Below are 26735 nucleotides of genomic sequence, written 5' to 3'. Positions count from 1 at the left end.
ATTTAAACATTATGTGTAATTTTAAACTACCTTTTTTTTGTTTTCTACTTTTAATTTTATCTAATACCACAGCAGTAAAATCCCAAAACCCAAACATTGTAATTGTTTTTGCAGATGATTTGGGGTATGGCGATGTAAGTTGCTTAAACAAAGGCTCTAAAATTCAGACACCTTTTATTGATAAAGTAGCAAAAAATGGAATTACATTTACCGATGCACATACAGCTTCAGCTGTTTGTACTCCTAGTAGGTACGGAATTCTTACGGGTAGATATGCTTGGAGGACTCGTTTAAAAAGAAGTGTATTGTGGGGTTATAGCAAACCATTAATTGAATCAAATAGATTGACCATAGCTTCTATGCTAAAACAAAAAGGCTACCAAACCGCTTGTATTGGTAAGTGGCATTTAGGTTTAGATTGGGCATTAAAAGACGGAGAAACCCCAATCAAAGGAAAAAAAGAAGAAACTTATGGAGGGTACAAAATAGATTTTACTAAGCCTGTTGCTAATGGACCAACGTCTCTTGGATTTGATTATTTCTTTGGTCATGCAGCTTCTTTGGATATGCCTCCTTATGTCTTTATAGAAAATGACCGTTTGACAAATATTTCTACTGTTAAAAGAGGGCGAAAACAAGGATTTGGTAGAACTGGTATGGCTGATGAGGATACTAAAGTTGAAGACTATGTTATTAAAATAGCAAAAAAAACGGAGGAAGTGATTACTGATTTTTCAAAGAAAAAAGAGCCCTTCTTTTTGTATTTACCTTTACCTTCACCTCATACACCTTTAGCAGTAGCAGATGGTTTTAAAAAGTCGACTAAAATAGGAGCTTATGGAGATTATGTTGTAGAGACTGACTGGGTAGTAGGAGAAGTAGTAAAAGCTTTAGAGAAAAATGGAATTACAGAGAATACACTTTTAATTGTAACAAGTGACAATGGGCCAGAAACATCAATGATACTTCGGAAAAAAGAGTACAATCATTATAGTGCTGGAAAATTAAGAGGATGTAAGCGAGATAACTGGGAAGGAGGACATAGAGTTCCATTTTTTGCACAATGGCCTAGTAAAATTAAACCTCAAAGTTCATCTGAGCAAGTTTTATGTTTAACGGATTTAATGAAAACATTTGCTACAATTATCAGTCAGAAAATCCCAGATACTGCTGCAGAAGACAGCTACGATATGTGGGCAGCCTTTACAGGAGAATCTAAAACAGCATCGATTAGAGAAGCAACCATTCACCATTCTAGTAGTGGGAAGTTTGCCATTCGTAAAGGGGATTGGGTATTGTTATTACACGCGGGGTCTGGTGGTAACGATAAAAAATATCGACCTGTAGTTTCAGAGTTAATGAAAGAACCTGTTTCGCTTTACAACCTGAGAACAGATTTAGCACAAACTAATAATGTTTATAAGCAGCACCCTGAAATTGTAAAGGAATTAAAGAAACTAGTAATAAAGTATGTCAAAGATGGAAGATCAACTAGAGGTGCTGTTCAAAAAAATTACGTTTATAAAAGAAAATGGAATGAATTCAATCAGTTGTTAAACCTGAATATTGATCAATACTAAATTTGTCAGGAATCATTATAAAAAAGCTCTAATTATATCTTTTAATTAGAGCTTTTTTATAAGATACATTACTAGTCTTTAATCACTTCCAGTTCAACCAACTCACAACTTACATCTAATCTGTTCAGTCCTTTTACCTTAAAAAGGGCATTAAAGTAAACATCATTAGCCGGTAATTTCTTGTAGAAGATTGCCAGTTTCTCTAAATTGGTAAACAATTCCACCGTGGCCATTACACCAATATCATGATCGGATACAAAATACATTGCTTTGTTACCGTTATTTAATGGAAAATAAGAAACCATGGCATATTCAATCAATTTGTTGTCTCCATGTTTAGAACGGTACACTGTTTTTTTATCATTTTCGGTAACAATAAAAGCGTTGAGCTTACTACTAAACTTTTTACTATTCTTTAAAAATATTTCTTTAGACAAGCTCATTACTTTTTGTTGTCCCATATAGACTACATTTCCTCTGTTAATAGCATCGTAAGTGAATTCACTTTCGGGCTTAGGAATCATATTAGCATTGTGTTTTACAAATAATCGGCTTAAATCCATTACAGAGAAAGGAACTCCCTTAGTAAACAGTGTATAGTCAGCAAGCGTTAAGGAATCTTGATGCTTTTTTTTGTACGTAATATAATCGGCAGAACTATTTACACCATCTCTCATGTATAAATTACCCCTTGGGTGGTTAGGGTGGTGCATTACAACATGATCTGCCAATACAAATGTATTCACGGTTCCTTTTTCAAAAAAATCGTTCCAGCAATAAGTTTCACTGGGAAAAATAGTTTTATAGTTTGATATAAAAAGTAATGCTATTAAAGAAATAACTAGGCCAATAGTAGAAAACTGATATGTTTTAAGTGAATGATGCTTTGTTACCGCTACATCATTGGGAACTTCTTGAAGCTTATTTTTTTCATCAATATTGTCTTTGTCGATAAAAACGATATCGTAACTACCTTTTTCTAATAAAAATACGATTTCGTCATTTGCACCTTCACCTTCGTAGTAAGCGGTTAGTTTTTTACGGAGGTTAAACATATATACACGAACTTTTCCATCATCTTTTATAGGGTTGTATCCTTTTTCAAAAAGAGCATTACCAATGGTTTGCTCCTTTAAATGATTCCCTTCTAAAGATTGTTCTGTTAAAAAACGCAGTAGTTGTGTATAGCGAGAAGACTTAGAAAATTGTGAATCTAAGCATATTTTTTCTAGAATTTCTCTAACCTTATTCTCTCTGATGTCATTCTCCATAGGTTTGGTAAAGCTATAAAAACTTTCAGAATTAAAAGGAGTTTTGTGAGAATTGCTGTAGTAATTCTATTACTTTTTTTAATGTTCTAAGAATTGTTTTTCTGAATGCAAATACTTTTTAAGAGATTGATATATAGGGTTTCATAAGCTTCTGTTAACCGTTACTATTATCGGTTAATTTTCGGTTTCAATCGTTTTTTAAGTCAATAAACGCGGTATTTGCCTTAAATTGAGAGTTACTATTTAATAAATTATACGTCTTAAATGAAGAAAACGATACACTTTTTATTGTGTGTACTGATGGTAACGAGCCTGTCTTTTGGTCAATTATCAGGGTATGAACAAACCCCTAGAACCAAAGAGAACATCAATTTAAACTGGTATTGGAAAAAAGACAAGGCAGAAACACCAACTGAGTTAAATTTAGAAGTTTCTGCATGGAAAAAAGTGGCTATTCCTCACAATCCCGATCCTGTTTCTTTATCTATGAAAGAGGTGAACTCTACTTGGCCACAGTCAGAAGCCATGAGAGATATTAGTTGGTATTGCAAAGAAATAAAGATTGATGTAGTAGAAGATCAATTGGTATTCTTAGAGTTTGAGGGGGTACATTCTGTAACCGAAGTTTGGGTAAATGGACATTTTGTTGGAAAAAACAGTTTAGGAGGCTACACTCCGTTTCATTTTGAGATTACACCGTTTGTAAAATCGGGAACTGTACATAAAATTCTAGTAAAGGCAGACAATCGTTTTAATGAGCTAGTACCACCAGATCCTCACAAGGCAGATTATATAAAGTGGGGAGGAATGTACAGAGATGTGTATTTGGTAAAAACGAACAAACTCCACGTAAACTTTAATTGGGAAGCAAAAGAAGCAGGGGTAAGGATTACCACTCCTACAGTAAAAAGACGTTATGGAATTGCAGCAATTAACACTACGGTGGTAAATACACATGAGAATCAACAAAATGCTAGAATTGTAACCCAAATTGTAGATGCAAAAGGATTGGTTTTAAATAAAATTGAGGATGAGCAGCAAATAGCTTCCGGGGCTACCTATACTTTTAAACAATCTACGGTTTTAGAGGACAATGACTACTTTACTTGGTCTCCAGATAGACCTTATTTGTACAGAGCGGTTTCTTATGTATATGCCAATAATAAATTAGTTGATAGAATTGAAACGAAATTCGGATTTAGAAAACTAGAATTGGTAGATGGGCAAGGGCTTTTATTAAACGGAAAGCCGTTTTTTATGATAGGAGCTAACCGACACCAAAGTTTTCCACACATAGGTGATGCTGTTCCAAATTCTATGCACTACGAAGAAGCTTTGCGTTTTAAAGAAGCAGGTTTTAATACCATTCGATTGTCTCACTATCCGCAAGACAATGCGTTTATAGAAGCTTGTGATGAATTAGGGATTTTGTTATACGAAGAACCAGCTACATGGATTAAATGGGAGCAAGGCCAATGGATGGATCAGTTAGAAGAATCCGCTAGAGTGATGATCAGAAATCATAGAAACCACCCGTCTATAGCTATTTGGGGAGCCGGAATTAATCATAGGGGGAATGTGCCAAGATTGGCCAAAGCAAGTAAAGAAGAAGATCCAACAAGGCTTACAGCCAGTGCTTCTAGCCCATGGAACGGAATGCGACATGCAGGGCCTACAGATATTTTTGCTACCATGGATTACCGTAAATCAGATTGGGCAGAAGAAGGGTTTACTTTGGTGATGGAACATGGTTGTAATCCTAGTGGAATTGCCAATCAATTTCATATTTCTAGATATAAAAAACGTAAAAACAATATTGGAACCTTAACTTGGTTGGCTGCTGATTATTATCAGTTAAGAAAAAAAGCAGACGATCCAGAGAAACATACTTCTTATGCTGTTTTGGATATGTATAGAAATAAAAGACCTGTGTACCACTGGTATCAATCTGAATTAACTAGTGAAGATATGGTTCACATTGCCGATGAACGTGTCTCTAAAGATGGAATTGTGCATGTATATAGCAATGCAGACCGAGTAGAACTATATGCAAACGGTGTTTTGGTAGCCAATCAAATACCAGACAACGCACATGAGAAGTCTAATAATAAGCATCCTTCTTTTTCTTTTTATTTTCCATGGAAAAACGAAACCTTAAAAGCCTTGGCATATAAAAATGGAAAGTTAGTTGCAGAACAGGAACGTAAAGCAGCAGAAAAGCCCTATGCACTAAAATTGTATGTTGATTATCCAGATCAAAAGCTACTAGCAGGAGGTTCGGATGTGAAAATAGTGAGAGCAGCAATTGTAGATAAAAATGGAACAATTGTTACAGATGCAACGAACAAAGTGCATTTCACTATCTCTGGAAATGGAGCGTTGGTAGACAAAGAGCAGTCTTACATGAATCCAATGGAAACGTTGAATGGAATTGCTTCTGTCTATGTAAAAGGAACTGAAACTACAGGGAAGATAAAGATAAAAGCAAGTGCTACAAAGTTAAAATCATCGTCTTTACATTTGTCTACAGTTGCATTTAATGCCAATACAGTGCTAGCAAATGCAGCACCTGTTTATGATTTTCCAATCTACCGAGTAGATATAGGTCATCAAAAGCAATTACCTCAGTTCGATTGGACTGCTTGGAACATAAAAGATAAAAATGATTTGACCTTTAAGAATAGAGAGGGAGTTGAATTCAGCATTGTTTCTAAAGGAATTATTGAATGGTCTAAAGGAGAGCCATCTATGTTGGGAGATTTAGCTTTTGTAGGAGCAGATGGTGTTTTTGTAAAAGACAAAGCAATTACGTTACAGGTAAAAGGATTGCAAAAAGGGAAGTATAAGATGGTTAGCTACCACAATGCTGCATACCATGCAAAACAGTTTCCTTATAACATTAACAATCCTAAAAAGTTAAAGTACGGTTGGCAAACACCAGCACAGCATATGGTAAGCTATTTTAATAAAGGAGATGCGGGAGAACGTGCTCCAATTCATTACACACAGTTTTTTGAGGTGAAAGATGATAAAGAGATAGTTTTAGATTTTATAGTTGATAAACCTAATGCGTATACTTGGTTAAATGGTTTTGAATTAAAAAGAATAGAGTAAAATGAGAAATACAATAAAGTTTACCTTTTATTATACGATTGCATGTTTTCTGTTGGGAATCAGTATAAGTGCCCAAACAACAAAGAAACCAAATGTACTGTTTATTATTGCGGATGATTTAAACACGGCTTTAAGTGGTTATGGGCATCCACAATGCAAAACTCCTGAGTTAGATAAATTAGCCAAACGTAGTGTGGTCTTTAAAAACATGCATTGTCAACACCCTTTATGTGGACCATCTAGAGCATCTATCCTGTCTGGTTTGTATACCTATTCCAGTGGAGTTTTAAAAAATGCGGGAATCGATAGAAAGCTGAAACCTAATTTGGTAACACTTCCTCAAGCATTTAAAAATGAGGGGTATTATACAGCTCGTGTGAGTAAAATATTTCATATGGGAATTCCTTTTGATATTTTAAGAGGTACTGCCGGAGGTGACGACCCTGCATCTTGGGATGAGGCATATAATATGAAAGCGCTAGAGCATAATGCCAAGGGAGAACTTACCAATTGGTCTCCAAAGTATAATGGACATCAAAGGTTTAATGGTTTGATAGCCGAAGGTACAGATTCAGATCATGTAGATGGAATGACTGCAGATAAAGCCATAGAAATGTTACAGAAATTAAAGGATAGCACTTTTTTCTTAGCGGTTGGAATGGTTCGTCCACATGTACCCTTAGTAGCACCTAAAAAGTATTTTGATTTGTACAATAGAAGTGAAATGATACCGCCTGTAGTTCCAGAGGATGACTTAGATGATTTACCTATAATCTACAGAAATAGAAATACCAATAAAAGGTGGGGAGTAACTCCAGAAGGACACAAAGGGTTGTTAGAAGCCTACTATGCAAGTGTCTCTTATATGGATGCACAAGTTGGTAAAGTTTTAGATGCTTTGGAACAATTAAACTTATCAAAAAACACGATTGTTGTTTTTTGTAGTGATCATGGTTATTTATTAGGAGAACATCATAAGTTTCAGAAACCGCATTTATTTGAAGAAGCCATTCGAGTTCCTTTTATGATTCATGTACCATGGATGCAATCTCAAAGAGGAAAATCTACCGATAAAATAACCGAGTTGATAGACTTGTATCCTACGTTAACTGAATTAACAGCCCTAAAAACACCAAAGAAACTACAAGGAGAAAGTTTGGTTCCATTGTTAAAGAATGTAACCTCCAAAAAATGGAAAAAGAAAGTTGCTTTCACCACGTGTAGGGCAGGTGGGGCTTCTATTAGAACAGATAAATGGAGGTTTACACACTGGAAACATGGAGATAAAGGTTTTGAATTATACGATTTAATAAACGACCCACACGAGTTTAACAATTTAGCAGGAAACCCAAAATATGCTAAAATTCAAAAGAAATTAAACAAGCTATTGCTGAAAAAGAAAACAACCGCTGGTTATACTAGTGAAATGTATGAATGGGGTTATAAATAAATGATTATAAATGTGGGTTTTATTATTAGTAAAGAATTATTAAATGTTTATGTATAGTATTAAATAGTTTAATATCAAACTATTTGACTTGTTTTTGTTTATTTATTAACTTTAAGAGTGAACGCTTAAAAATATATAATAAATGAAAACAATACATAAATTAATTCTGTTGGTCATCTGTACGTGTATTAGTACTTATGCAACAGCTCAAGAAAACTTGCTTTCTGATTATGAAAAGTTTAGGTTGAATGTTTTAAATGAAATGCCATCTTTAGATTTCTTTGGAGAGGCTAAGTATTTACCCAAAGAGGTTATAAATATTTCTATAGAGACTATAGAAGGTAAAAAAGTGTTTGACTACGAATCTTTTAGGTTACGTGTTTTAAACGAAATGCCATCTTTAGATTTTCACAAAGAAGCAAAATACTACAAACATAAGCCAGAGATGATGAAAGTAGCAGTAGAAGATATGGATGTAGAATATGAAAAACTGAGAATGAGTGTACTAAAAGAAATGCCATCGCTAGATTTTTTTAAAGAAGTAGCGCATTAATCAGTAAGAAAAATTGAAAACTAAAAACCAAGCCTCAATCGAACTATTAAAGTAAGATTGAGGCTTATTTTATTGTTTTTAAAAAAATTAAATTTTTATAATTTTTTTAATGAATGCCCCTTCGGTGGTATTTACAGTTAAAACATAAATCCCCGATTTTAATAAAGAGATGTCTATTTTATTGCTTGTATAGTTACCTAATATTTTTCCTTCCAAACTGCATAGTTTTGCATTTAGAAATCCTTTAGTATTTATATTGATATACCTATTGGTTGGGTTTGGAAAAACAGATGATTTTGAATCATTATTAGCATAAGAATCTGTAATGTTAAGCTCTGTATGCTCTGAATTTACAACAGAGTTATTGGTGCCACCAAAAACATCATCTCTAAAGTAATTCCTTACACTTGTAACATAGCTACCGTCTCTGTTTCTAACATTAAAAACACCACCACGCCAGTTCCAATAAGTCCATGGAATACTATTGTTGTCTAGCATGTTAATCATGTTTGTTAGGATAGTATCTGAATTAGCAACACTTAATTCACATCCAACTTGATCACAATAAATTTTAACGTTGTGTTTTGTTTTAAAGTCTAAGGCTAAATCAACAATATCTCTTAGGTCTCGCCATGAACTTTTTGCTACTTCTTCTGGTTTGTCATGAATTAATAAATTAAAAGCATATACCACTCTTGGTTTAACTGTTTGGTCTGTTATTACAAGGTTATCCTCTAAGAATTCTGCTCTGTAAAAACGTTGTGGTCCTACTACAAAAGGCTTGTTTTTAGTAGCAAATGGTAATAAATATTTTATTACATCAGTGTAGAAGTACTTTATTCTCTCGCTTCCAAAATTATCTCCGTAGAATTTATGAGGGTGAGGTTCTGATAGTAGTTCCCATGCTTTAATATTGCTTTTGTGTTTGTATCTCTTAATTAAGAATTCCCACATTTTTTTATAACGTGTTCGCATGGTTTGATCACCACTCCAAAAGTTTTGAGTTTTTGTAGAGCCACCTGCAGCTTCAACCGCCAAAATAATATTAAGACCTTGGTCTTCTAGCCATTTAATTTCATCGTCTAAAATCCATAAAAAAGATTTTGTAATGTAGCCATCAGCAGCTGTACCATTTGGGTCGTATGAGTCATGACTTTTTCCTTCGGCTCTGTACCATCTAAATACCAAACGAACCGTATTTGCTCCCATATTTTTAACTGCAATTGCATCCGAACTGTCAGTATCTCCCCACCAACCAAAGTTGAATCCTTTGTAAGTGGAAGGAAAATCTTGGGCTTGTAGGTGAGCGCTAAAAACAAACAAGAAGAAGGCTAGGGATATTTTTAGTAGACTTCTTTTAGTTTTAATAGTTTTCATAATTGTTTTATGTTTTGGTTAATAAGTCATAAAGTTGATGTTTTTGGAGCCTTTATAGTGAGGTGATATTGTGATTAGAAGAGGGGGGATGTTTTAAGTTGGTGTAGGTGTTTTAACAATTATTAATGAAAATTACTGTTTGTTTAACATAATGTGTTTTTTTGTGTTTTTAATTGTAGATGTGGTTGTTTAAGGGGTTGTTTGTTGATGGTTTGATATCGGGTGTTGTGCTTCTGAGAGTTTTTCTTGTTTTTTAGATAAATAGTAACACAAGAAAACTCTGCTAATTGCAGAGTTTTTAAGGTTTAAATAGAATTGTTTTGAGAAAACTAAAGCTTTATAATCTTTTTTTGGAAAATTCCTTCCGTTGTTTTTATGGTAGCTATATAAACTCCAGGTTTCAGAAATGATAAGTCTATAGCATTGGTGTTGTAAGTGGTTAATAACTTCCCCTCAATACTTTTTAAATAGACAGATTCAAACCCTTTAGCTGCAATAGTAATAGTACTATCGGTAGGATTAGGTGAAACAATAGGGATAATACTTTCTTCCACTGGTTCTGGTTCTACGCTAAGATCTGAGCTGAATACACCATTGTCTTTAAAGAAGTTTCTTACAGTATTCTCGTAACTCCCATCTAGCTTTCGAACATTAAAAACACCACCTCTCCAGTTCCAGTAGGTCCATGGAATTTCATTTTCGTTTAGTAAATCAATCATGTTTTTTCTGATAGTAGAAGAATTAAGTACCGTTAATTCACATCCTACCTGATTACAGAAAATCTTTACATTGTGTTTATCTCTAAACGTAGTGGCAAGGTTTACAGTTTCTTGTAATGCACTATAGCTTCCGTCTTGGCCTTCGTGTACTAACACGTTAAAAGTATATACGACTCTTGTTTTTATTGATGTGTCATGAATTATCAAGTCGTCTACTAAATATTTAGCTTTGTAATAGAATTGAGGCCCTATTACAAAGGGTTTAGATTCTGTAGCTGTGCTAAGTAACGAACTGATTACATCTATATAGAAATCTCGAATTCTACTATGAGGAAAATTGCTTCCGTAGTATTTATTCGGATGAGGCTCTGATAACAGTTCCCAAGCCTTGATGTTTTCATTTTTTTTGTATCTGTTAATCAGAAATTTCCAAAGTTCTATATAGCGATTCTTAATAAAGTCGTTGTTCCAGAAGTTCTGCTCTCTAAGTGATCCACCACCGGCTTCTACTGTAAGGATGATATTTATATTGTTATCGGAAAGCCATTGAATTTCGTTGTCTAACTCATTTAAATAAGAGTTTTTAATATAACCGTTGTTGGCTGTACCATTTGCATTGTAGGAATCATCGTTTTTACCAACTTCTCTGTACCATCTAAAAACCAATCGAACGGTATTGGCTCCTATTTCTTTTACAGCTACAGCATCGGAACTATTTGTTCTACCCCACCAACCAAAGTTAAAGCCTTTGTAACTAGAGGGGAAATCTTGTGCATTTATAACGGAACTAATCATTAAAAAAAAGTAGACGAGTGTTAGCTTTAATACTCTTCTAGTTTTTAAATTTTTCATGTTTTTTTGTCTAAAAAATTAGTGTCTTATAAATTTCTTAGATTAATTACTTGATCGTAGGGAGGTATTTTTGTTTTAAAGGGTGAAATGATTTTTCTTTGGCTAGACATTAAAAATCAAAGCTCTTGTAAGCATATCCCCCTTATTAATATTCAATCTATACCGTAATTTAAGACGTTACTCATCTATTTTTGAAAAACGACTTTGGGTAAGTTTAAATCTAGCTCAGTCGCGCTTAAAAATTAAAATATGTTCAAATTTAGACTTGGTATTATACTCTTCATCTGTTCTTTTGTGGTAAATGCTCAAAAGAAATCGCCCAATATCTTAATTATTCAAGTGGATGATATGGGCTACGATGATTTATCTGTTAATGGTAATAAAGTTTCTCATACTCCTCATCTTGATTCTTTTTCAAAACAGTCGGTACGATTTGATAATTTTATGGTAAACAGTGTATGTGCTCCAACAAGATCTTCTTTGTTAACAGGTAGAGATTTTTGGAAAACAGGAGTTTCTGGAGTGCATGGAGGAAAAGACTTTTTGAACCTTAATGAAACAACATTTGCAGATGTTTTTCAAAAAAATGGTTACAAAACAGGAATGTGGGGAAAATGGCATAGTGGTAAAGCAGATGGATATTGGCCATGGGATAGAGGATTTGATGAAGCTTATTACGCAAAATTGTACAAATATTTTCCTAGTGAAGGTTACTATAATGAATTTCCTAAAAAAATAGTACACAAAGGAAAATGGTCTCCAAAGGTAATTGTTGATTACGCGGTTGATTTTGTATCAAAAAATAAGGAAAAGCCATTTTTAGCTTATGTTTCTTTTTTATCTGTACATGCAGGATGGAAAGCTCCAGAATCTTATAAAAAGAAGTATAGAAAAGAAGGTAGAACAGAGAAGTTTGCTACTTTGTTGGGTATGTTATCTTTTATGGATGATGAAGTGGGGAGGTTATTAGATCATATAACCAAACTAGGGTTAGATGACAATACTGTAGTTTTGTTTTTGAGTGATAATGGGCCAATTAAGTCAGGAGAGAGTCAGTCAGAATGGACGTTGAGAAATAATCATGGTTACTTAGGGAATAAAGCAAGATTGTGGCAAAACGGTATAAAGTCTCCATTGTATGTTCGTTGGAAGGGCAACTACAAACCTTCTAATGTGAAAAGATTGGTAAGTGTTACAGATATTTTCCCTACAATTCTAGATATAGCCAATTTAAAAACTCCAAAAAATAATTTGCCATTAGATGGTAGGAGTGTTGTCCCTTACTTAAAAGGTGATACGGAATCACTTTCTGAAAAAACTGCAATTTTTTCTCACTGGCACCCTTATACAATTCACAAAAGTGAGTTCAAGAAAGAAATGCAGACGTTTCCAATGACCAAACAACAAATTAAGGATTTGGAATTTGACAAGCAAAAAATAACAATTATGGATGAGCATTATAAGTATTTCTTTAATGCATATGATGTAAAAGAAGGACCTGAATTAAAGTATACTGGGGGAGATCTTAAAACAAAAACAGGATTGATAGATTTGGTAAACGATCCTATGGAAACGAAAAACATTATTGATGAACAACCAGAAATTGCAGCAAAATACAGAGATAAAATACAAAAGTGGTTTCATAACATAAAAGAGACTAAAGGTGTATTTAATTCACCTGAATTTCAGATTGGATGGAAAGGAAAAAAAGAGTCAAGCATTTGTGGTTTTGGATCTAGTTTTACATATGGTGTTTCAAATGAAAATCATTATTTACAAGGTTTCGATAAAATTGGAGACCATGTCTTGTACGATGTAAATGTGCATGAAAAGGGAACTTATAAAGTAACGATAGAGCGTAAGTATGCAAAGAAATTAAACAAGGGAGTTGTATTAAAAATATCATCGGGTAAGAATAGTGTAGAGGGAGAAGTAGATGCAAATAGTTTTTCAACCATTGGAGAAATAAAACTTAAAAAGGGGGTACAGTCTCTAAAAGTCGAAATTGTTGAAAGTAAAGGAGGAACTACTGTTTTAGGTGTTTTAAAGAGTATAAAGCTAGTTCGTATATAGACTTGGAGATTAAGCTCTATGTGTTATCAATAAAAAATTACAAAATGAAAATCAAATTACAGATATTAGTATTTACTTGTTTTTGTCTAGCTATAAGTTGTAGCGATAACAAAGAAGAAGTTTCGGAACCTACTTGTAATAAAACTTGCGATACAGGTTTTATTCTGAATGAAGAGACTTGTGAGTGTGAACAAGAACCTTGTCCAAACACTTGTGATATGGGTTCTGTGTTAAATTCAGAAACTTGCGATTGTGAAGAAAGAGAAATAAAATATGGTGAAGACTATATCGTTTTTGAACCTCAGGTAACAAAATCCGATTTAGGCCTATGGAAACAAAGAAGAAAAGGAGATACAGACTATTATCCATCAACTCCAGATTTTAAATCAGGGGAGTCCTTAATACCAGCACTAAATGATGATTATTTAGAGTTTACTGGAAATAATTTAAACGGAGGAACCCCAACATCGCCTTTAGAGTATGATTTTGTTGCTCCTAAAGATGGAGATTTTAGGATTGTAATGAGAATGTTACAACCTTTACAAAAAGTATCCGGAACCAATCATTATGAAGAAGGAGACAAAAGAAATGATGTATGGATTAAGTTACAAGGAGACTTTGAAACTGCTTGTGTGTATCCTACTACACAACTAAAAGGAAATAAAAAATTCTGGGGAAGAGGTGTTAGAAAATGGGGATCTATTTTTAAACTAGAGTCTCATGTAGATGATGTTAAAAAGCAGAATGTAGTGGTGTATCGCCTTAAAAAAGACAAAAGCTACAAGCTAACCATGTCAGGTAGAGCTCAGGGTTGTAGTATAGATTATATACTGTTGTATGAGAGGAGTTTAGAAAGTTCTCTTGGGTTTAAAGTTGAAATTCACACAGACATTGCAGAAGCATTGGAAGATAAATTTAGACCTTAATTTAGTGTAGCCTAAAGAACTAATAAAAACTGTTTGATGTTAATTTTGTTAACGAGTTCGAGGAGCGAATACTAATCTATTCAATCCTCGATTTTTTTATTCATACAGTTTAGGCATATTGTTCATGAAATAAGTATGTTCGTTTTCAAAGAATTTTTTAAAATCGGAATAACTGGGCTGATCCTTTAATGGAATCCAGTATTTATTAGGTTTACTATTCTGCCAAGTGGAGATATAAGCAATTTTATGAAAGTCCGGATGCTCTTTTAAGCCTTGGATTAGGTTTTGTGTAAACCAATTAGGGCTTGCAGCATTTTGAAGCCCTCCTGAAACTCCAACCTCTGTAATAGCGATAACTTTGTTTTTACCTTTTGCCAGTTTAACCACTTCGGTAAGTCCTTTATGAAGAAGTTTTCTCATTTCTTGGTTGGTTTTAGCATAAGCATCAAAGCCAATAATATCTACATAATCATCTCCAGGATATCTACTAACTGTAGCCAAAGGAAATTTAGAGGGTTTGGCAGGAGCATAAGCCAAAAGCATATTGTTGACTCCTTTTTTCTTAAGGTAATCTGTAGTTTTGTGCCATAAAGCAATAAATTCTTTTTCTGAGCAGTGTTTTTTACCCCACCAAAACCAATTTCCAGTATGCTCATGCAAAGGTCTAAAAATTACAGGTACTTTGTTCCCATCTACCTTTAGATTGTTAAATAGATTTGCAATTTTATCTAATTTTTTTCGATAGTTTGTCCAACCAATTCCATTGGTTAAAATAGACTGTACAGCGTTCCCAATAGTATCGTAAGAATTTCCTCCTGTAACAGGGTTGTTTGCATGCCAAGTATAGCTAACAATACCTCCTTGTTTGTAGATTTCTTTGTTGTGAGTTTGGTACTTAGAAAAATTAGGGGCTCTATTAAAATCAAAATCAATAATGCCAGGGTGACTTCCTACTGCGGTAAAACAATCCGATTTTAGGTCTTTGTTGTTTATATTGTATTTTCCATTTTGATGTATAAAGGTAGAGAAATGTGCTCCAAAGATATATTTATCTGTTTTCCCTATAGCTCTTAGGTTTTTTAAAAGGTTTTGTGTTTCTTTTGTGTGATTAGAAGTGGGTAGTTTATAGGAGTTTGTTCTGTTTAGAATGCTAAAATTCCAACAAAGTATAGAAAAAAACAGACCGTATAACACAAAACCATATCGTTTCATAAATAATTATCTTAGTACTCAATAACTACTAAGATAACGATTAACAAAATGCTATTTGTCTTTTTTCTTCTTTTTACGATAGTTATTTAATTCTGATAAAAACCATGTGAAATCATCTTGGTAAAATTTTACAAAGCCTTTATAGTGAATGTCATTTTGAAGAGGAATCCATCTATGATGTTTTCTATTGGCCCAAGTTACTACATAAGCTATTTTACGAGCAACAGGATCCTTTTTTATAGGATTTAAAAAAGCATCTATGTACCAATTTTCTAGTTTCGTATTTTGGATCCCTTGCATTACTCCAAATTCGGTCATAGCTGCTACTTTACCGTTTTTTTCTGCAAATTCTACAACTAATCTACAATCCTGAACTAATTTATCGCTAAAGTCGTTTTTTCCATAGTGATCAAAACCAATAATGTCTACATAATCATTACCAGGATAACGAGTTTCGTAATTCTCGTCCTTTAAGTTAACGGGTCTAGAGGGGCTGTATGCATATATTAAATTATGGACTCTCTTTTTCTTTCTTAGGTAGTTAACGGTAAATTGCCAAACCTTTTTATACTCTTCTGGTGTACAATGGTTTTTCCCCCACCAGAACCAACTTCCAGTATTTTCGTGAAAAGGCCTAAAAATAATAGGAATTCGTTTCCCTTTCTTATCTTTTAATCCTTTAGCAAAGGAAGCTACTTTGTCTAAGTTTTTTTTGTAAGCTACATGTAAATCACCGTCTGGTAAAATACGTTGCATTACAAAACCTATAGTGTCTTTGTATTTCCCCCAGGTTGCTAGGTTTTTCATATGCCACGAAAAAGTAATAATAGCTCCATGTTCGTATGCTATTTTTACAGCATTTGTGTTTTGTTCAAAACCTCTTATAAAGTCAAAACTATAAACGGCAGGAAAATCTCCTGTAGCTAATTTTACGTCTGATTTATTTTGTGTTCCTTTAAAATCTTTCCAACCAATTCCTTCTAAGTTGGTACTATGGTGACCAAATAATATTCCTTTGGAAGAAATATCTTGAAGGTTGTAATAAAGTTTTTTGGTATTCTTTGTTGCTCTTTTGTCTATGAGTTTATGCTGAGCTAAAACTGAACAACAAAAAAGTAAAGATAGAATGGTATTCGTAAATTTCATTGTGCTTATATTGATAAAGAAATAGAGGTTAAAACGGCATTGCATTAAACCTTCAAAACTAATTAGTAATTACAAAAACCATAAGGAGTGATGTTTTTTATATGAGGTGATTTGTTTTCTTTTTGAATAATAAGCATTCACCCCTAATTGATAAACATTCCCCCTCTAGATTGAGATATATGCATAGATATCTTTGTTTCATTCAATTTAAACTATATGAACGTATGAAAAAACTACGATTTTGTTATTATTTAATATTTATCATGCTTTTTCCTCTTTTTGCTTTTGCTCAAAGCAGAGAGGTAACAGGAAAAGTTATGGATCATGAGGGTATTCCTCTACCTGGTACTTACGTTACTATTAGTGGGACAACTAAAGGAGGTCAGATTACAGATTTTGATGGAGTTTTTAAAATAAAAGTCCCTGAAGGAGCCAAGACATTAGAGGTGTCTTATTTAGGGTACAAAAAACGATTTATAAACTTAACAGATAAGAAAGAGTATTTTGTAAAGTTAGAGTTACAGGAAAACAGCTTAGAGGAAGTTGTGGTTGTAGGGTATGGTACTCAGAAAAGAAGTGATATTACCGGATCTGTAGCTACTGTAAAAGTAAATGAAGCTGTAGCTGCTCAAAATTCTACAGTAGATCAATTGTTGCAGGGTAAAGCTGCTGGGGTTCAGGTTTCTCAAAGTGGACAACCTGGTTCTGGAGTTTCTGTAAGAATTAGAGGGGCTAACAGTTTAAGATCTAACAACGAGCCTTTGTATGTAATAGATGGAGTAATTATATCTTCTGCAGGAGAGGATGCTGTTTACGCAAACAATGGAGGTAATAATGTGCAAGAACCTCAAAATGGTCTAAATGGTATCAACCCAAGAGATATAGAAAGTATAGAGATTCTAAAAGATGCTTCTGCAACTGCTATCTATGGTTCTAGAGGTGCTAATGGGGTGGTATTAATTACTACAAAAAGTGGTAGTAAAGGTAAAACAAGAATTAGTGCCTATGCTACAACAAGCATGTCAAAAATTAATAAAAGAATTGATGTCTTAAACGGTGTAGATTTTGCTAAATATCAAAATGAGGTAGCAGAAGTAGATGGTGCAGCTCCAAAGTATAGAATAGAAGATGATGGTAGTATTTATGACTTGGCTCCACAGGCAGATCCAAACTTAGCGTTAAGAGTTGTAAACTGGCATGATGAAATTTTTAATACCGCTTATTCTTATACTGGAGGATTTAGTTTTAGTGGAGGTAGCGATAAAGGAAATTATGCAGTTACTGGAGGTTATAATGAGAATCAAGGAATTATAGAGAATGCGAATTTTAAGAGTGGGAACTTTAATGTAAAATTATCTCAAAACTTAAATGATAATTTAAAAGTAAACGCAAATGTAAGATTGTTCTATGGTAAAGGAAGCTTTGCACAAGATGGAGATAGAGCAGGAGGAGACAGAAGTTTTATATCTAACGTAAATCGTTTTAGTCCTATTATTAATCCAGATGCCGATGTAGATACCGATATTGGGTTGGCTAATCCATACTCGTGGATTAATGATTTTCAGGATGTTTCTGAAGAGAAAAGAATTGTTGGTAATATGTCTTTAATTTACAAGTTTGGTATTAAAGGTCTTTCATACAAATTACAAGCAGGAGGAAATATAAGAGACAAATCAAGAGATCGTTTTTATGGATTGACAACATTTCAGGGAAGTTCTGTAAATGGTTATTTAAGATCGTCTCTTTTAAGTGTTAAGTCATACCAAATAAATAACTTATTAACTTACAATAGAACATTTAAGAAAAAACACAGAGTTAATGCGGTTGTAGGAGCTACATACGATGTTAGAGATAGGTTGGTAACCAATGCAGAATATACCAATTTCTCAACGTTTGTGTTTGGGTATAAAAACCCTGTATATGGTACAGTTTCTGATCCTTTAGAAAGATTAAATATAAAAGAAGAATTACGTTCTTTCTTAACCAGAGCTACCTATGCATATAAGGATAAATATATTTTTACAGGTACTTTTAGAAGTGATGCTTCTTCTAAGTTTAAAGGAGATAATAAGGTTGGGTATTTCCCTTCTGTAGCTTTGGCTTGGAATGTAACAAAAGAAGATTTTTTAAAGAAATCACCTATACTTAATAACTTAAAATTAAGAACAGGTTGGGGACAGGTAGGAAATCAGGGAGTTCAGCCTTATGAAACAACGTCTAATTATGGGCCTGCTTTTTATGGTGATGGAATTGGTTTTGTTGCGACAAATCTTCAAAATGAAGGTTTAAAATGGGAAACTACTATTTCTACAAACGCAGGGGTAGATTTTGGAATGTTTAAAAATAGATTAACGGGTAGTATAGATGCCTATGTAAAAGATACAGATGATTTATTACAGACAACACGTATTGCAACATCAAATGGTTTTGAAACTACAGAAACAAATGGAGGAGCTATTCAAAACAAAGGTTTAGAGTTTGCGCTGTCTGGTATTGTTTACGATAATAAGAAAGATTTTAAAGTAAGTGTTAGTGGTAATATTGCTTTTAACAAAACCAAGATTACGAAGTTAGGAAATGATAATATAAACAACATTTATATCACCCCAGAAAACTTAGAGTCTAGAGAGTTTTATCTTGGAGACAATGTTTCTTCTGGAGCTATTTTTGGAGCACCAGCAAATATTTTCATCAAAGGAGAAGAGATTGGTTTGTTCTATGGGTTTAAAACAGATGGTATATGGCAAGAAGGTGATGCAGATATAACGAATGGTTATGTACCAGGTGACGTTAAAATTTTAGACTTAAATGGGGACGGTGAAATCACTGCTGCAGATAGAACTATCATAGGAAATCCAAATCCAGATTTTGTTTATGGAGCTAGTGTGAATGTATCGTACAAAAGATTCTCTTTACAGATGCTAATGAATGGGGTGTATGGAAACGATATTGCCAATGGTTCTTTTATTAGGTTAGGGAATCCTACAGGAGACAACAGTAATATAACTCAATCAGCATACAACAATGCTTGGAGAGCAGATAATCCTTCTACTACAAATCCAAGAATTGGGTATAATAAGGTAGATAGAGCACAAGCAGTTGAAGATAGAGCTATAGAAGATGGTAGTTTCTTACGAATTAATAATATTACGTTGGGATACGATATTCCTGTTGAAAAAACGAATCTTTTTTCAAGAGCTAATGTATATGTTTCAGGTTTAAACCTATTCACTTTTACCAACTATTCAGGGTACAATCCAGAAGTTACCTCTTTCTTATCAAACGGAAATATTTTAGGGGTAGATTGGAATGGATTGCCAAATGTGAGTAGTGTTCTACTTGGTTTAAATCTTAATTTTTAATATTAAAAGCTTTAAAAATGAAATATATGAAATTATATAAAATTTATTTACTAGCTATTTTATCTGTGTGTATCATAGGTTGTAGCGATCTAGAAGAGGAAGCACCATTTTTGGCTAATACAAATGTATATAGTAGCGGAGAAGGAGCTAAAGGGGCTGTAAATGGAATGTATGCAGGTATGATTGCTTGGGCATACTACGGAAATCAGTTTATGGCATTGGAGTATTTACATTCTGGTTTTGGAGTAACACGTAGAGGTGGTAATAGACCAACAAGTATAGATAATGCTACATTGGCTTCTTTAAAAGCTGAACAAAACACAGTACATGTTACACGTTGTTGGAGAGGTATTTATCAGGTAATAGGTAGAACAAACGATGCAATAGCTTCTGCTGTTCCTACTGATAACCCTACGACTCAAGATGAATTAATGATTAATGATGCTATTGGTCAGGCATATTTTTTAAGAGCGTTTAATTACTTTAATTTAGTGCGTTTGTGGGGAGAGGTGCCTTTAAGAACAATACCTTCAACTCAAGAAACGCTTCATTTAGCAAAATCATCAATTGCTGAAATCAATGCTCAAATTATAGCAGACTTACAACAGGCTCAGAAATATATGAATGGTAGTATTGGTGATGGAACTCCTAAGGTTTTTGCAGCAGACATGCTATTGGCAAAAATATATATGAGTTTGGCCACTGCTCCAGACGCTAATAAGCCAGATCCAACAATTACAGAAGCTGCTTACTGGCAAATGGCATATGACGAGGCAATTAAAGTATATGGTGAATATAGCTTGATGCCTAATTATGCAGATTTATTTACTGGAAACAGTGGAAACAACAGTTCAGAATCTATTTTAGAATTAAAATCTTCTGCCGTGGCTAGTTTAGATCACAACAGAGCATATACACCAAACTGGTTTTCGCAAATTAATACTTTTGGATTCTTTTATGCGAATGTATCTGTGTTCGAAAGACATCGTACAGCTTATCCTAGCGATCCAAGGTTAGATATTACTTACTTAAGTACATATACAACTACTAATAACGGAAATACATTTAACAGTTATCCTGTAAATACTACCAGATCTAGATTTGCAATTGCCTTCCCTTTTATTTTTAAATTAGGTACAAAGGATGTAAATAACAGTGTAAGAGAAACTACAAAAGGTTTTAGAATTTTTAGGTATGCTGATTTGTTGTTAATGTTGGCAGAGATTTCTAATGAACTAGAAAATGGTGAGCAATTAGGATATGTAACAGAAGTACTTAATCGTGTTGGGTTAACGCCTAGACCAGAATATTCTCAAGGTAAAGATGCTTTTAGAGATGCTGTTATGAGAGAATATGAATTTGAGTTAATTTCTGAAGGGCAAGATAGCTTTAACCATAGACGTAGAGGGTATGATTACTTTTTAAACAATGTAATTTTAGCGCATAATGACAATCCTCTTTTTAAAGATGGAGTAGATGTTACTTTAGAAACAGCCGAAAATAAAGTAATGTATTTACCAATGTCTTTAGACGAGATTAATACAAATAATTTGGTTAGTGAGTAATAAAGATTAAGGTTGATGTTTGTTGAAACTTATTGAATGATTTCTTGATAAAAATGAGTTGATAAACAGCATCCTTATAGAGCTATAAAAATTAAGCTCTTTATTTAATTTATTGTTCGAGTTTATATGCGGTTTTCTACTATATTTTATTTAAAATATGTAGGAGATCGTATATTTATTTAAATTCTAGATTACCTCTAAAATATTGTGTATTTTATGTAGGTTTTTAATTCAGGTGTTATATCATATGTGCAAAAAAAAATGTTTCCTGTATAGTTTACTTATTTGCTTACTTTGTTTGGAAGCAAAATCTCAACAGGTAATTACCCAAATGTCTGGAGATAAAGGAATATCTCAGAACAGTATCAAAAGTATTCTTCAAGACAGGAATGGGTATATATGGATTGGTACTTACAATGGAATTAATAAATACGATGGATATTCCATGCAGTATTTTAATTTCTCCAATCAAAAAAACAGTTTAAGCAGTAATTCAATTCATAGTTTATTTGAAGATAGAGACGGTTCTATTTGGGCTGGTACATCTGATGCTGGAATCAATAAAATAAATCCTGTTACTGGTGAAATTAAGGCGTTTTTTAATACCAAATTAACATCTGAGTATTTTAAGAACGTAAGAAGGTTGCACCAGAGCGAAACAGGAGTTGTTTTTTATAAAACAAAGAAAGGTTTAAGACTCTTTAAAGTGTCTGATAAGAATGAATTGGTGATAGATACCTTGGTTTCTAATTTTATGAAATTAAGTAGAGTAGAAAGACCAATTATTAAAGGGGAAAATGGAAAACATTGGTTGTTAACTCCCGGCGAAGAAAATAAATTGAAGCTTTTAACGATTCATGAAGAAGGAGGTAGATTAAATATAAGTCAACAAAATACTGGCTTGATAGAAAATTTATTTGAACAAGGATATGCAACTTCTTATCTAGAATACCCTAAAAACACATTTTGGATTGTTAGTAATAAATTAGAGCTATTAAAAGTGTCATTAAATGATAGGTATGAGTTACTATCAAAAGAATTGATAAAACTAACTTCAGAAAACTCTCAGTTGCCAACTAGGAATAAACCTATTATTGTAACTACTGTAGATAAGAATGGTAGACTTTGGATAGGGGGAGATAATGTACTACTAAGTTATAATACCAGTACAGGGCAACTTAATAATTTAAGTAATAATAAGAAATATCAGATTGAACACAAACAGATAGAAAGTGTGTTGGTAGATAGGTCTAATATATTGTGGATAGGTACTTATTATAACGGGCTTTATAAAATAGATTTAGAGAATAGAACTTTTTTAAATTCAGAAGATTTTTTTACGCAATCTAGTAAAGCTACGCATAACTTTCATAAATACCCTGTTGCGGCTATCACAGAAAATAAAAATGGAGATATCTTATTGGGAGGATTAGGTAATGGAGGGATAACATTGTTAAAACAAGGACAAATAGAACAAAGCACCAAGTATCCTTTAAACTATTCTTGGGATTTAAAATACTTTAACAATACATCAAAAAACAAAAATTCGTTGTTAAGTAACATAAGAAGGATTTTTATAGACAGTGATGATGTAGTTTGGGTAGGTTCCGATCAAGGTTTGGGACAATTTGAAATGAAAAATGATACCCAATTTAGTTTGAATCCTATTTCTGAATTGGAAAAAAGTATTTCTAACAATAAAGCTGTTTTTGCAATAGAGGAAGATGCTAATAAAGGAATATGGGTTGGATATTGGGGACAAGGATTGGTTTATATAGAGAAAGATGGAAAAAAAGGAGTCAAAAAAATTACTCACTATAAACATAAAAACGGAGATGAGTTTAGTTTGTCTAATAATTATGTGAGGGATATTTTTGAAGATACAAATCATAATTTGTGGGTTGGAACTGTTGGAGGTTTAAACAGAGTAAAAAGAAGCAGTAGTGGTGCGTTAATTTTTGAAAGGTTTTTAAAAGAAGAAGGTGGGCTTAGTAACAATCATATATTAGATGTTTTTCAAGCGAGTAATGGCAAAATATATGTAGGGACTTTTGGTGGAGGTTTAAACGAAATAGAGTTGTTGTCCAATGGTAAAGTAAAAATTAAACAATACACTATTCAACAAGGATTACCCAGCGATGTTGTTTATCAAATAAGCGAAGATAATCAGGGAAATATTTGGCTGATGCATGTAAGGGAGTTGTCTAAGTTTAATACAGCAACGGGACAAGTGTCTTATTTTGATAGGCAAGATGGTTTTGGTGTTAGCGAGTTTAAAGACAGCGCATTATTAAAGACAAAGTCAGGAACCTTTTTGTGTGGTGGGGTAAATGGTTTTACTTTTTTCAATCCAGAAAATTTCTCAGTAAATACATATCTACCGCAAATAACCATTACTGGTTTTAAGTTGTTCGACAAAGCTATTAAACCAGGACTTGAAATAGATGGAGATGTGATATTAACGAAAGATATAAACGAATCTAAAGAAATAAATCTTTCTTATGATTTAAACTCTATAGAGTTTACTTTTTCGAGTTTACATTATTCCAATCCAGAAAAAAACAACTACAAATACAAATTAGAAGGGTTTGAAGAGCATTGGCAATATTCCAAAGGAAATGAACGTAGATTTGCAACCTATACGAACCTTCCTCCAGGTAAGTATACCTTTAAAGTGTTTGGTTCCAATAGTTCTGGTATCTGGAGTAAAAAACCTAAAGAAATAACGGTTGTTATTCGTTCTCCATGGTATACCACACCTGTTGCAATTGTATTGTTTATAGTCATTTTTACCGTTATTCTTTATGGTATTGCAAAAGTAAGGTTACATCAAATTAATCTTAAGAGCGAACTAGAACTAGAGAGTGCTCTTCATGAAAAATCTATGGAGATGAATCAAATAAAATTGCAGTTTTTTACAAACATTTCGCATGAGCTTAGAACTCCTTTAACCTTAATAATGGGGCCTTTACAGCAAATAATGAAAGGAGATATAAGTAAGGGAGAGGTAGATAAGCTAAACTCTATAATGTACAAGAACTCTAATAGGTTGTTAAAGTTAATCAACCAGCTTTTAGATTTTAGAAAAGCGGAATCTGGGAATTTAGAGTTAATAGTTCAAGAAGGAGAATTGGTTAGGTTTTCTCAGGGAGTTTTCCATGCATTCGAAGAGGTTGCTTCTAAAAAGAAAATTAAATTTTTATTCTTACCCGAAGAGGAAGAAATAAGTGCTTGGTTTGATAGTGATAAAGTAGAAAAGATCTTGTATAATTTGTTATCAAACGCTTTTAAATATACACCTTCAGGAAATAGTATTACGCTAAAAATTAAGAGTGAAGAAATTGATGGAGTGGCTACTGCTATTATAGATGTTATAGATTATGGTATAGGTATTCCCGAAGAGGATTTAGCGAGTATTTTTGAAAGATTTTACCAAGCAAAAAAAGGGAAAAGCACTTTGTCTGACGGATCTGGTTTAGGCTTGGCTTATGTAAAACATTTGGTAGAAGTACACAAAGGAAGTATTAAAGTAAACAGTAAGATAAATGAAGGAACTAAGTGTCGTGTTTACATTCCAATTAGAAGGGAAGTGTATAGTGAAGGAACTATAGCAGCTACCAAGCCTAATGTACATCATTACAAATATTCCAAATTGGGAGTAGAAACAATAAAAGAGAGAATTATTCCTGCAAATACAGAAAAAGCAAGTACTGTTCTTCATTCAGACGAAACACCTTTGTTACTTATTGTTGAAGACAATGTAGAACTAAGAGAGTATTTAAAAGGTTTTTTTGGTAATTTCTATAGAGTTATAGTTGCAGAGCATGGGCAAGAGGGCTTAGAGATGACAGATAAATATATGCCAGATGTTATTATTAGCGACTTAATGATGCCTGTAATGGGAGGTATAGAAATGTGTAGAAAGATAAAAACGAATATAAATACAAGTCACATTTCTGTAATTATACTAACAGCCAAAGTGGGGTTAGAAAACGAAAAAGAAGGATTAGAAACAGGGGCAGATGAATTTGTTTTAAAGCCTTTTGATATTGAAATATTAAAACTTAGAGTAGAAAATACGCTGAAAACAAAACAGGTTTGGGCTAAAAATTTTCAAACAGAAAAAAGTACCAAATCGTGGAAGGAATTAACCAATAAGTTAGATCAGAAGTTTTTAGAGAAGGCTATTTCTATTGTAAATGAGAACTTAGATAATTTAGAATTTTCTGTAGAGAAATTTAATTTAGAAATAGGAATGAGTAGGTCTACTTTGTTTAAAAAGATGAAATCTGTTACAGGCTATTCTCCTTCAGAGTTTATAAGAGATATAAGAATTAAAAAAGCGGCTAGTTTGTTAGAAACAGCAGAGTATTCTATTACAGAAGTTATCTTATTGGTTGGTTTTTCAGATCCAAAATATTTTAGAACCTGTTTTAAAAAGCAGTACAATATGACTCCAAGCGAATACATAAAAACGTTAAAACAGCAGAAATAGTTTAGTGCTATTCACTACCATTAAAAACACCTAGGGAGTACCTAGGTGTTTTTGCAATTTATAAGATGCGTTTTATTCCCGAAAATTCATTTCTATACTGGCTTGGGGTCCTATTTTTTAATCTTTTAAAGACTCTGTTAAAATTAGCGATATTGTTAAATCCGCAATTAAAAGCAATCTCTGCAATGCTGTGATCTTTTTCAATCAATTTCATAGATGCATAGCCAATTCTTACATCATTTAAATAGTCAACAAAGGTTTTACCAGTTCTTTTTTTTATAAACCTATTAAATGAAACCTGACTCATAAATACAAGATTGGAAACTTCTTCTAAGGTTATTTTACGATGGTAATTTTCTTGTACATAGTCGTATATGATTTTTATTTTATCACTGTTTTCAAAATCTTCTTTGGCTAAGGTGTAGGTGGAAAGTAATTTTTGATTTCTAGAATTGGATAGATCATACAAAATTGAAAGAAGCTCTAGAAAGTAATCCATACTATCTAGTTTAGATACTTTTGTAAATCTCTCGTACATATCACTGGCTGTTTTATCAGAAAATAAAATACCATGTACAGACCTGTCAAACATATCTTTGATTGGTTTCATAATCTGTCTTTCTAAAAACTCCTTTTGAAATAAATTTTCATGGAATTGAATGGTTATTTCGTGAATAGATTCACTTTCACAGTGGTGGTTTAACCAACCATGATGTAAATTAGGACCAATTAACACCAACTCTAAATCTCCAATTTCTTCCATGCTATCTCCAACGATTCGTCGGGTACCTTTTCCGTTTTTGATAAAATTTAATTCGTATTCAGGATGAAAGTGAACAGGAAAGTTAAAATCACTTTTTACTCGGTCAAAAACTAAAAAACTATCTCCTTGCGTTAAGGGGGTAATCTCTCTATGTACCTTTTTTAATATATCCATACCTATAATTGTTATAAAACGCTCTTCATTTGACAAAATAGTATCAATCTTACGCAAGATATCTTTTTAGATTTGTTTTACCTAATAACACACCCATATTGAC

The 26735-nt window shown here is 33.0% G+C and carries 15 protein-coding genes; 9 read left to right on the top strand and 6 right to left on the bottom strand.

Annotation, left to right across the window (positions count from 1 at the left end):
* Positions 1-11 precede the first annotated feature (11 nt).
* A complete protein-coding gene (locus tag ACXHHC_RS02780) occupies positions 12-1580 on the top strand; it encodes a sulfatase family protein (RefSeq protein ID WP_458228133.1) in 1569 nt (522 codons plus the stop codon).
* 71 nt (positions 1581-1651) lie between these two features.
* Here ACXHHC_RS02780 and ACXHHC_RS02775 read toward each other — a convergent pair whose 3' ends face one another.
* Positions 1652-2851, bottom strand: coding sequence for a hypothetical protein (locus tag ACXHHC_RS02775; RefSeq protein WP_458228132.1), 1200 nt, complete (start codon positions 2849-2851; stop codon positions 1652-1654).
* A gap of 264 nt (positions 2852-3115) precedes the next feature.
* Here ACXHHC_RS02775 and ACXHHC_RS02770 point away from each other — a divergent pair, with 264 nt between their 5' ends.
* From ACXHHC_RS02770 to ACXHHC_RS02760, 3 genes are all read left to right on the top strand, one after another.
* Complete coding sequence (locus ACXHHC_RS02770; protein ID WP_458228131.1) at positions 3116-5965, top strand: glycoside hydrolase family 2 protein; 2850 nt, start codon at positions 3116-3118, stop codon at positions 5963-5965.
* Between the two features lies 1 nt (position 5966).
* A complete protein-coding gene (locus ACXHHC_RS02765) occupies positions 5967-7415 on the top strand; it encodes a sulfatase (protein WP_458228130.1) in 1449 nt (482 codons plus the stop codon).
* 142 nt (positions 7416-7557) lie between these two features.
* The gene (locus tag ACXHHC_RS02760; protein WP_458228129.1) at positions 7558-7968 is read left to right on the top strand and encodes a hypothetical protein; all 411 of its coding nucleotides are present in this window, start codon (positions 7558-7560) and stop codon (positions 7966-7968) included.
* Positions 7969-8055: 87 nt separating this feature from the next.
* On the opposite strand, the gene ACXHHC_RS02755 is transcribed toward ACXHHC_RS02760, so the two are convergent.
* Together ACXHHC_RS02755 and ACXHHC_RS02750 are read right to left on the bottom strand one after the other, a co-directional pair.
* Complete coding sequence (locus tag ACXHHC_RS02755) at positions 8056-9345, bottom strand: cellulase family glycosylhydrolase (protein WP_458228128.1); 1290 nt, start codon at positions 9343-9345, stop codon at positions 8056-8058.
* Between the two features lie 329 nt (positions 9346-9674).
* Complete coding sequence (locus ACXHHC_RS02750; RefSeq protein WP_458228127.1) at positions 9675-10916, bottom strand: cellulase family glycosylhydrolase; 1242 nt, start codon at positions 10914-10916, stop codon at positions 9675-9677.
* A gap of 249 nt (positions 10917-11165) precedes the next feature.
* On the opposite strand from ACXHHC_RS02750, the gene ACXHHC_RS02745 reads away from it, so the two are divergent.
* Both ACXHHC_RS02745 and ACXHHC_RS02740 read left to right on the top strand, forming a co-directional pair.
* Positions 11166-12989: a sulfatase-like hydrolase/transferase gene (locus tag ACXHHC_RS02745; RefSeq protein WP_458228126.1), complete on the top strand. Its 1824-nt coding sequence runs from the start codon at positions 11166-11168 to the stop codon at positions 12987-12989.
* A gap of 44 nt (positions 12990-13033) precedes the next feature.
* On the top strand, positions 13034-13915 hold the full coding sequence (locus tag ACXHHC_RS02740) for a hypothetical protein (RefSeq protein ID WP_458228125.1): 882 nt from the start codon (positions 13034-13036) through the stop codon (positions 13913-13915).
* 96 nt (positions 13916-14011) lie between these two features.
* Here the strand turns inward: ACXHHC_RS02740 and ACXHHC_RS02735 are convergent, their stop codons facing one another.
* Positions 14012-15127 (bottom strand): glycoside hydrolase family 26 protein, encoded by a 1116-nt coding sequence (locus ACXHHC_RS02735; protein WP_458228124.1) that lies wholly within the window; start codon positions 15125-15127, stop codon positions 14012-14014.
* Between the two features lie 51 nt (positions 15128-15178).
* Positions 15179-16273, bottom strand: a complete 1095-nt coding sequence (locus ACXHHC_RS02730; protein ID WP_458228123.1) for a glycosyl hydrolase — start codon at positions 16271-16273, stop codon at positions 15179-15181.
* 224 nt (positions 16274-16497) lie between these two features.
* On the opposite strand from ACXHHC_RS02730, the gene ACXHHC_RS02725 reads away from it, so the two are divergent.
* The 3 genes from ACXHHC_RS02725 to ACXHHC_RS02715 all read left to right on the top strand — a co-directional run bounded on the left by ACXHHC_RS02725 (position 16498) and on the right by ACXHHC_RS02715 (position 25695).
* Positions 16498-19635, top strand: a complete 3138-nt coding sequence (locus tag ACXHHC_RS02725; protein ID WP_458228122.1) for a SusC/RagA family TonB-linked outer membrane protein — start codon at positions 16498-16500, stop codon at positions 19633-19635.
* 26 nt (positions 19636-19661) lie between these two features.
* Positions 19662-21200, top strand: coding sequence for a RagB/SusD family nutrient uptake outer membrane protein (locus ACXHHC_RS02720; protein ID WP_458228121.1), 1539 nt, complete (start codon positions 19662-19664; stop codon positions 21198-21200).
* 298 nt (positions 21201-21498) lie between these two features.
* Positions 21499-25695 (top strand): two-component regulator propeller domain-containing protein, encoded by a 4197-nt coding sequence (locus ACXHHC_RS02715; protein ID WP_458228120.1) that lies wholly within the window; start codon positions 21499-21501, stop codon positions 25693-25695.
* 58 nt (positions 25696-25753) lie between these two features.
* On the opposite strand, the gene ACXHHC_RS02710 is transcribed toward ACXHHC_RS02715, so the two are convergent.
* A complete protein-coding gene (locus ACXHHC_RS02710) occupies positions 25754-26632 on the bottom strand; it encodes an AraC family transcriptional regulator (RefSeq protein ID WP_458228119.1) in 879 nt (292 codons plus the stop codon).
* Positions 26633-26735 lie beyond the last annotated feature (103 nt).

This window comes from Wenyingzhuangia sp. IMCC45574 (assembly GCF_054182685.1).
Note: the sequence above shows the minus strand (reverse complement) of the source record. Positions and strands in the feature narration are given on the sequence as shown.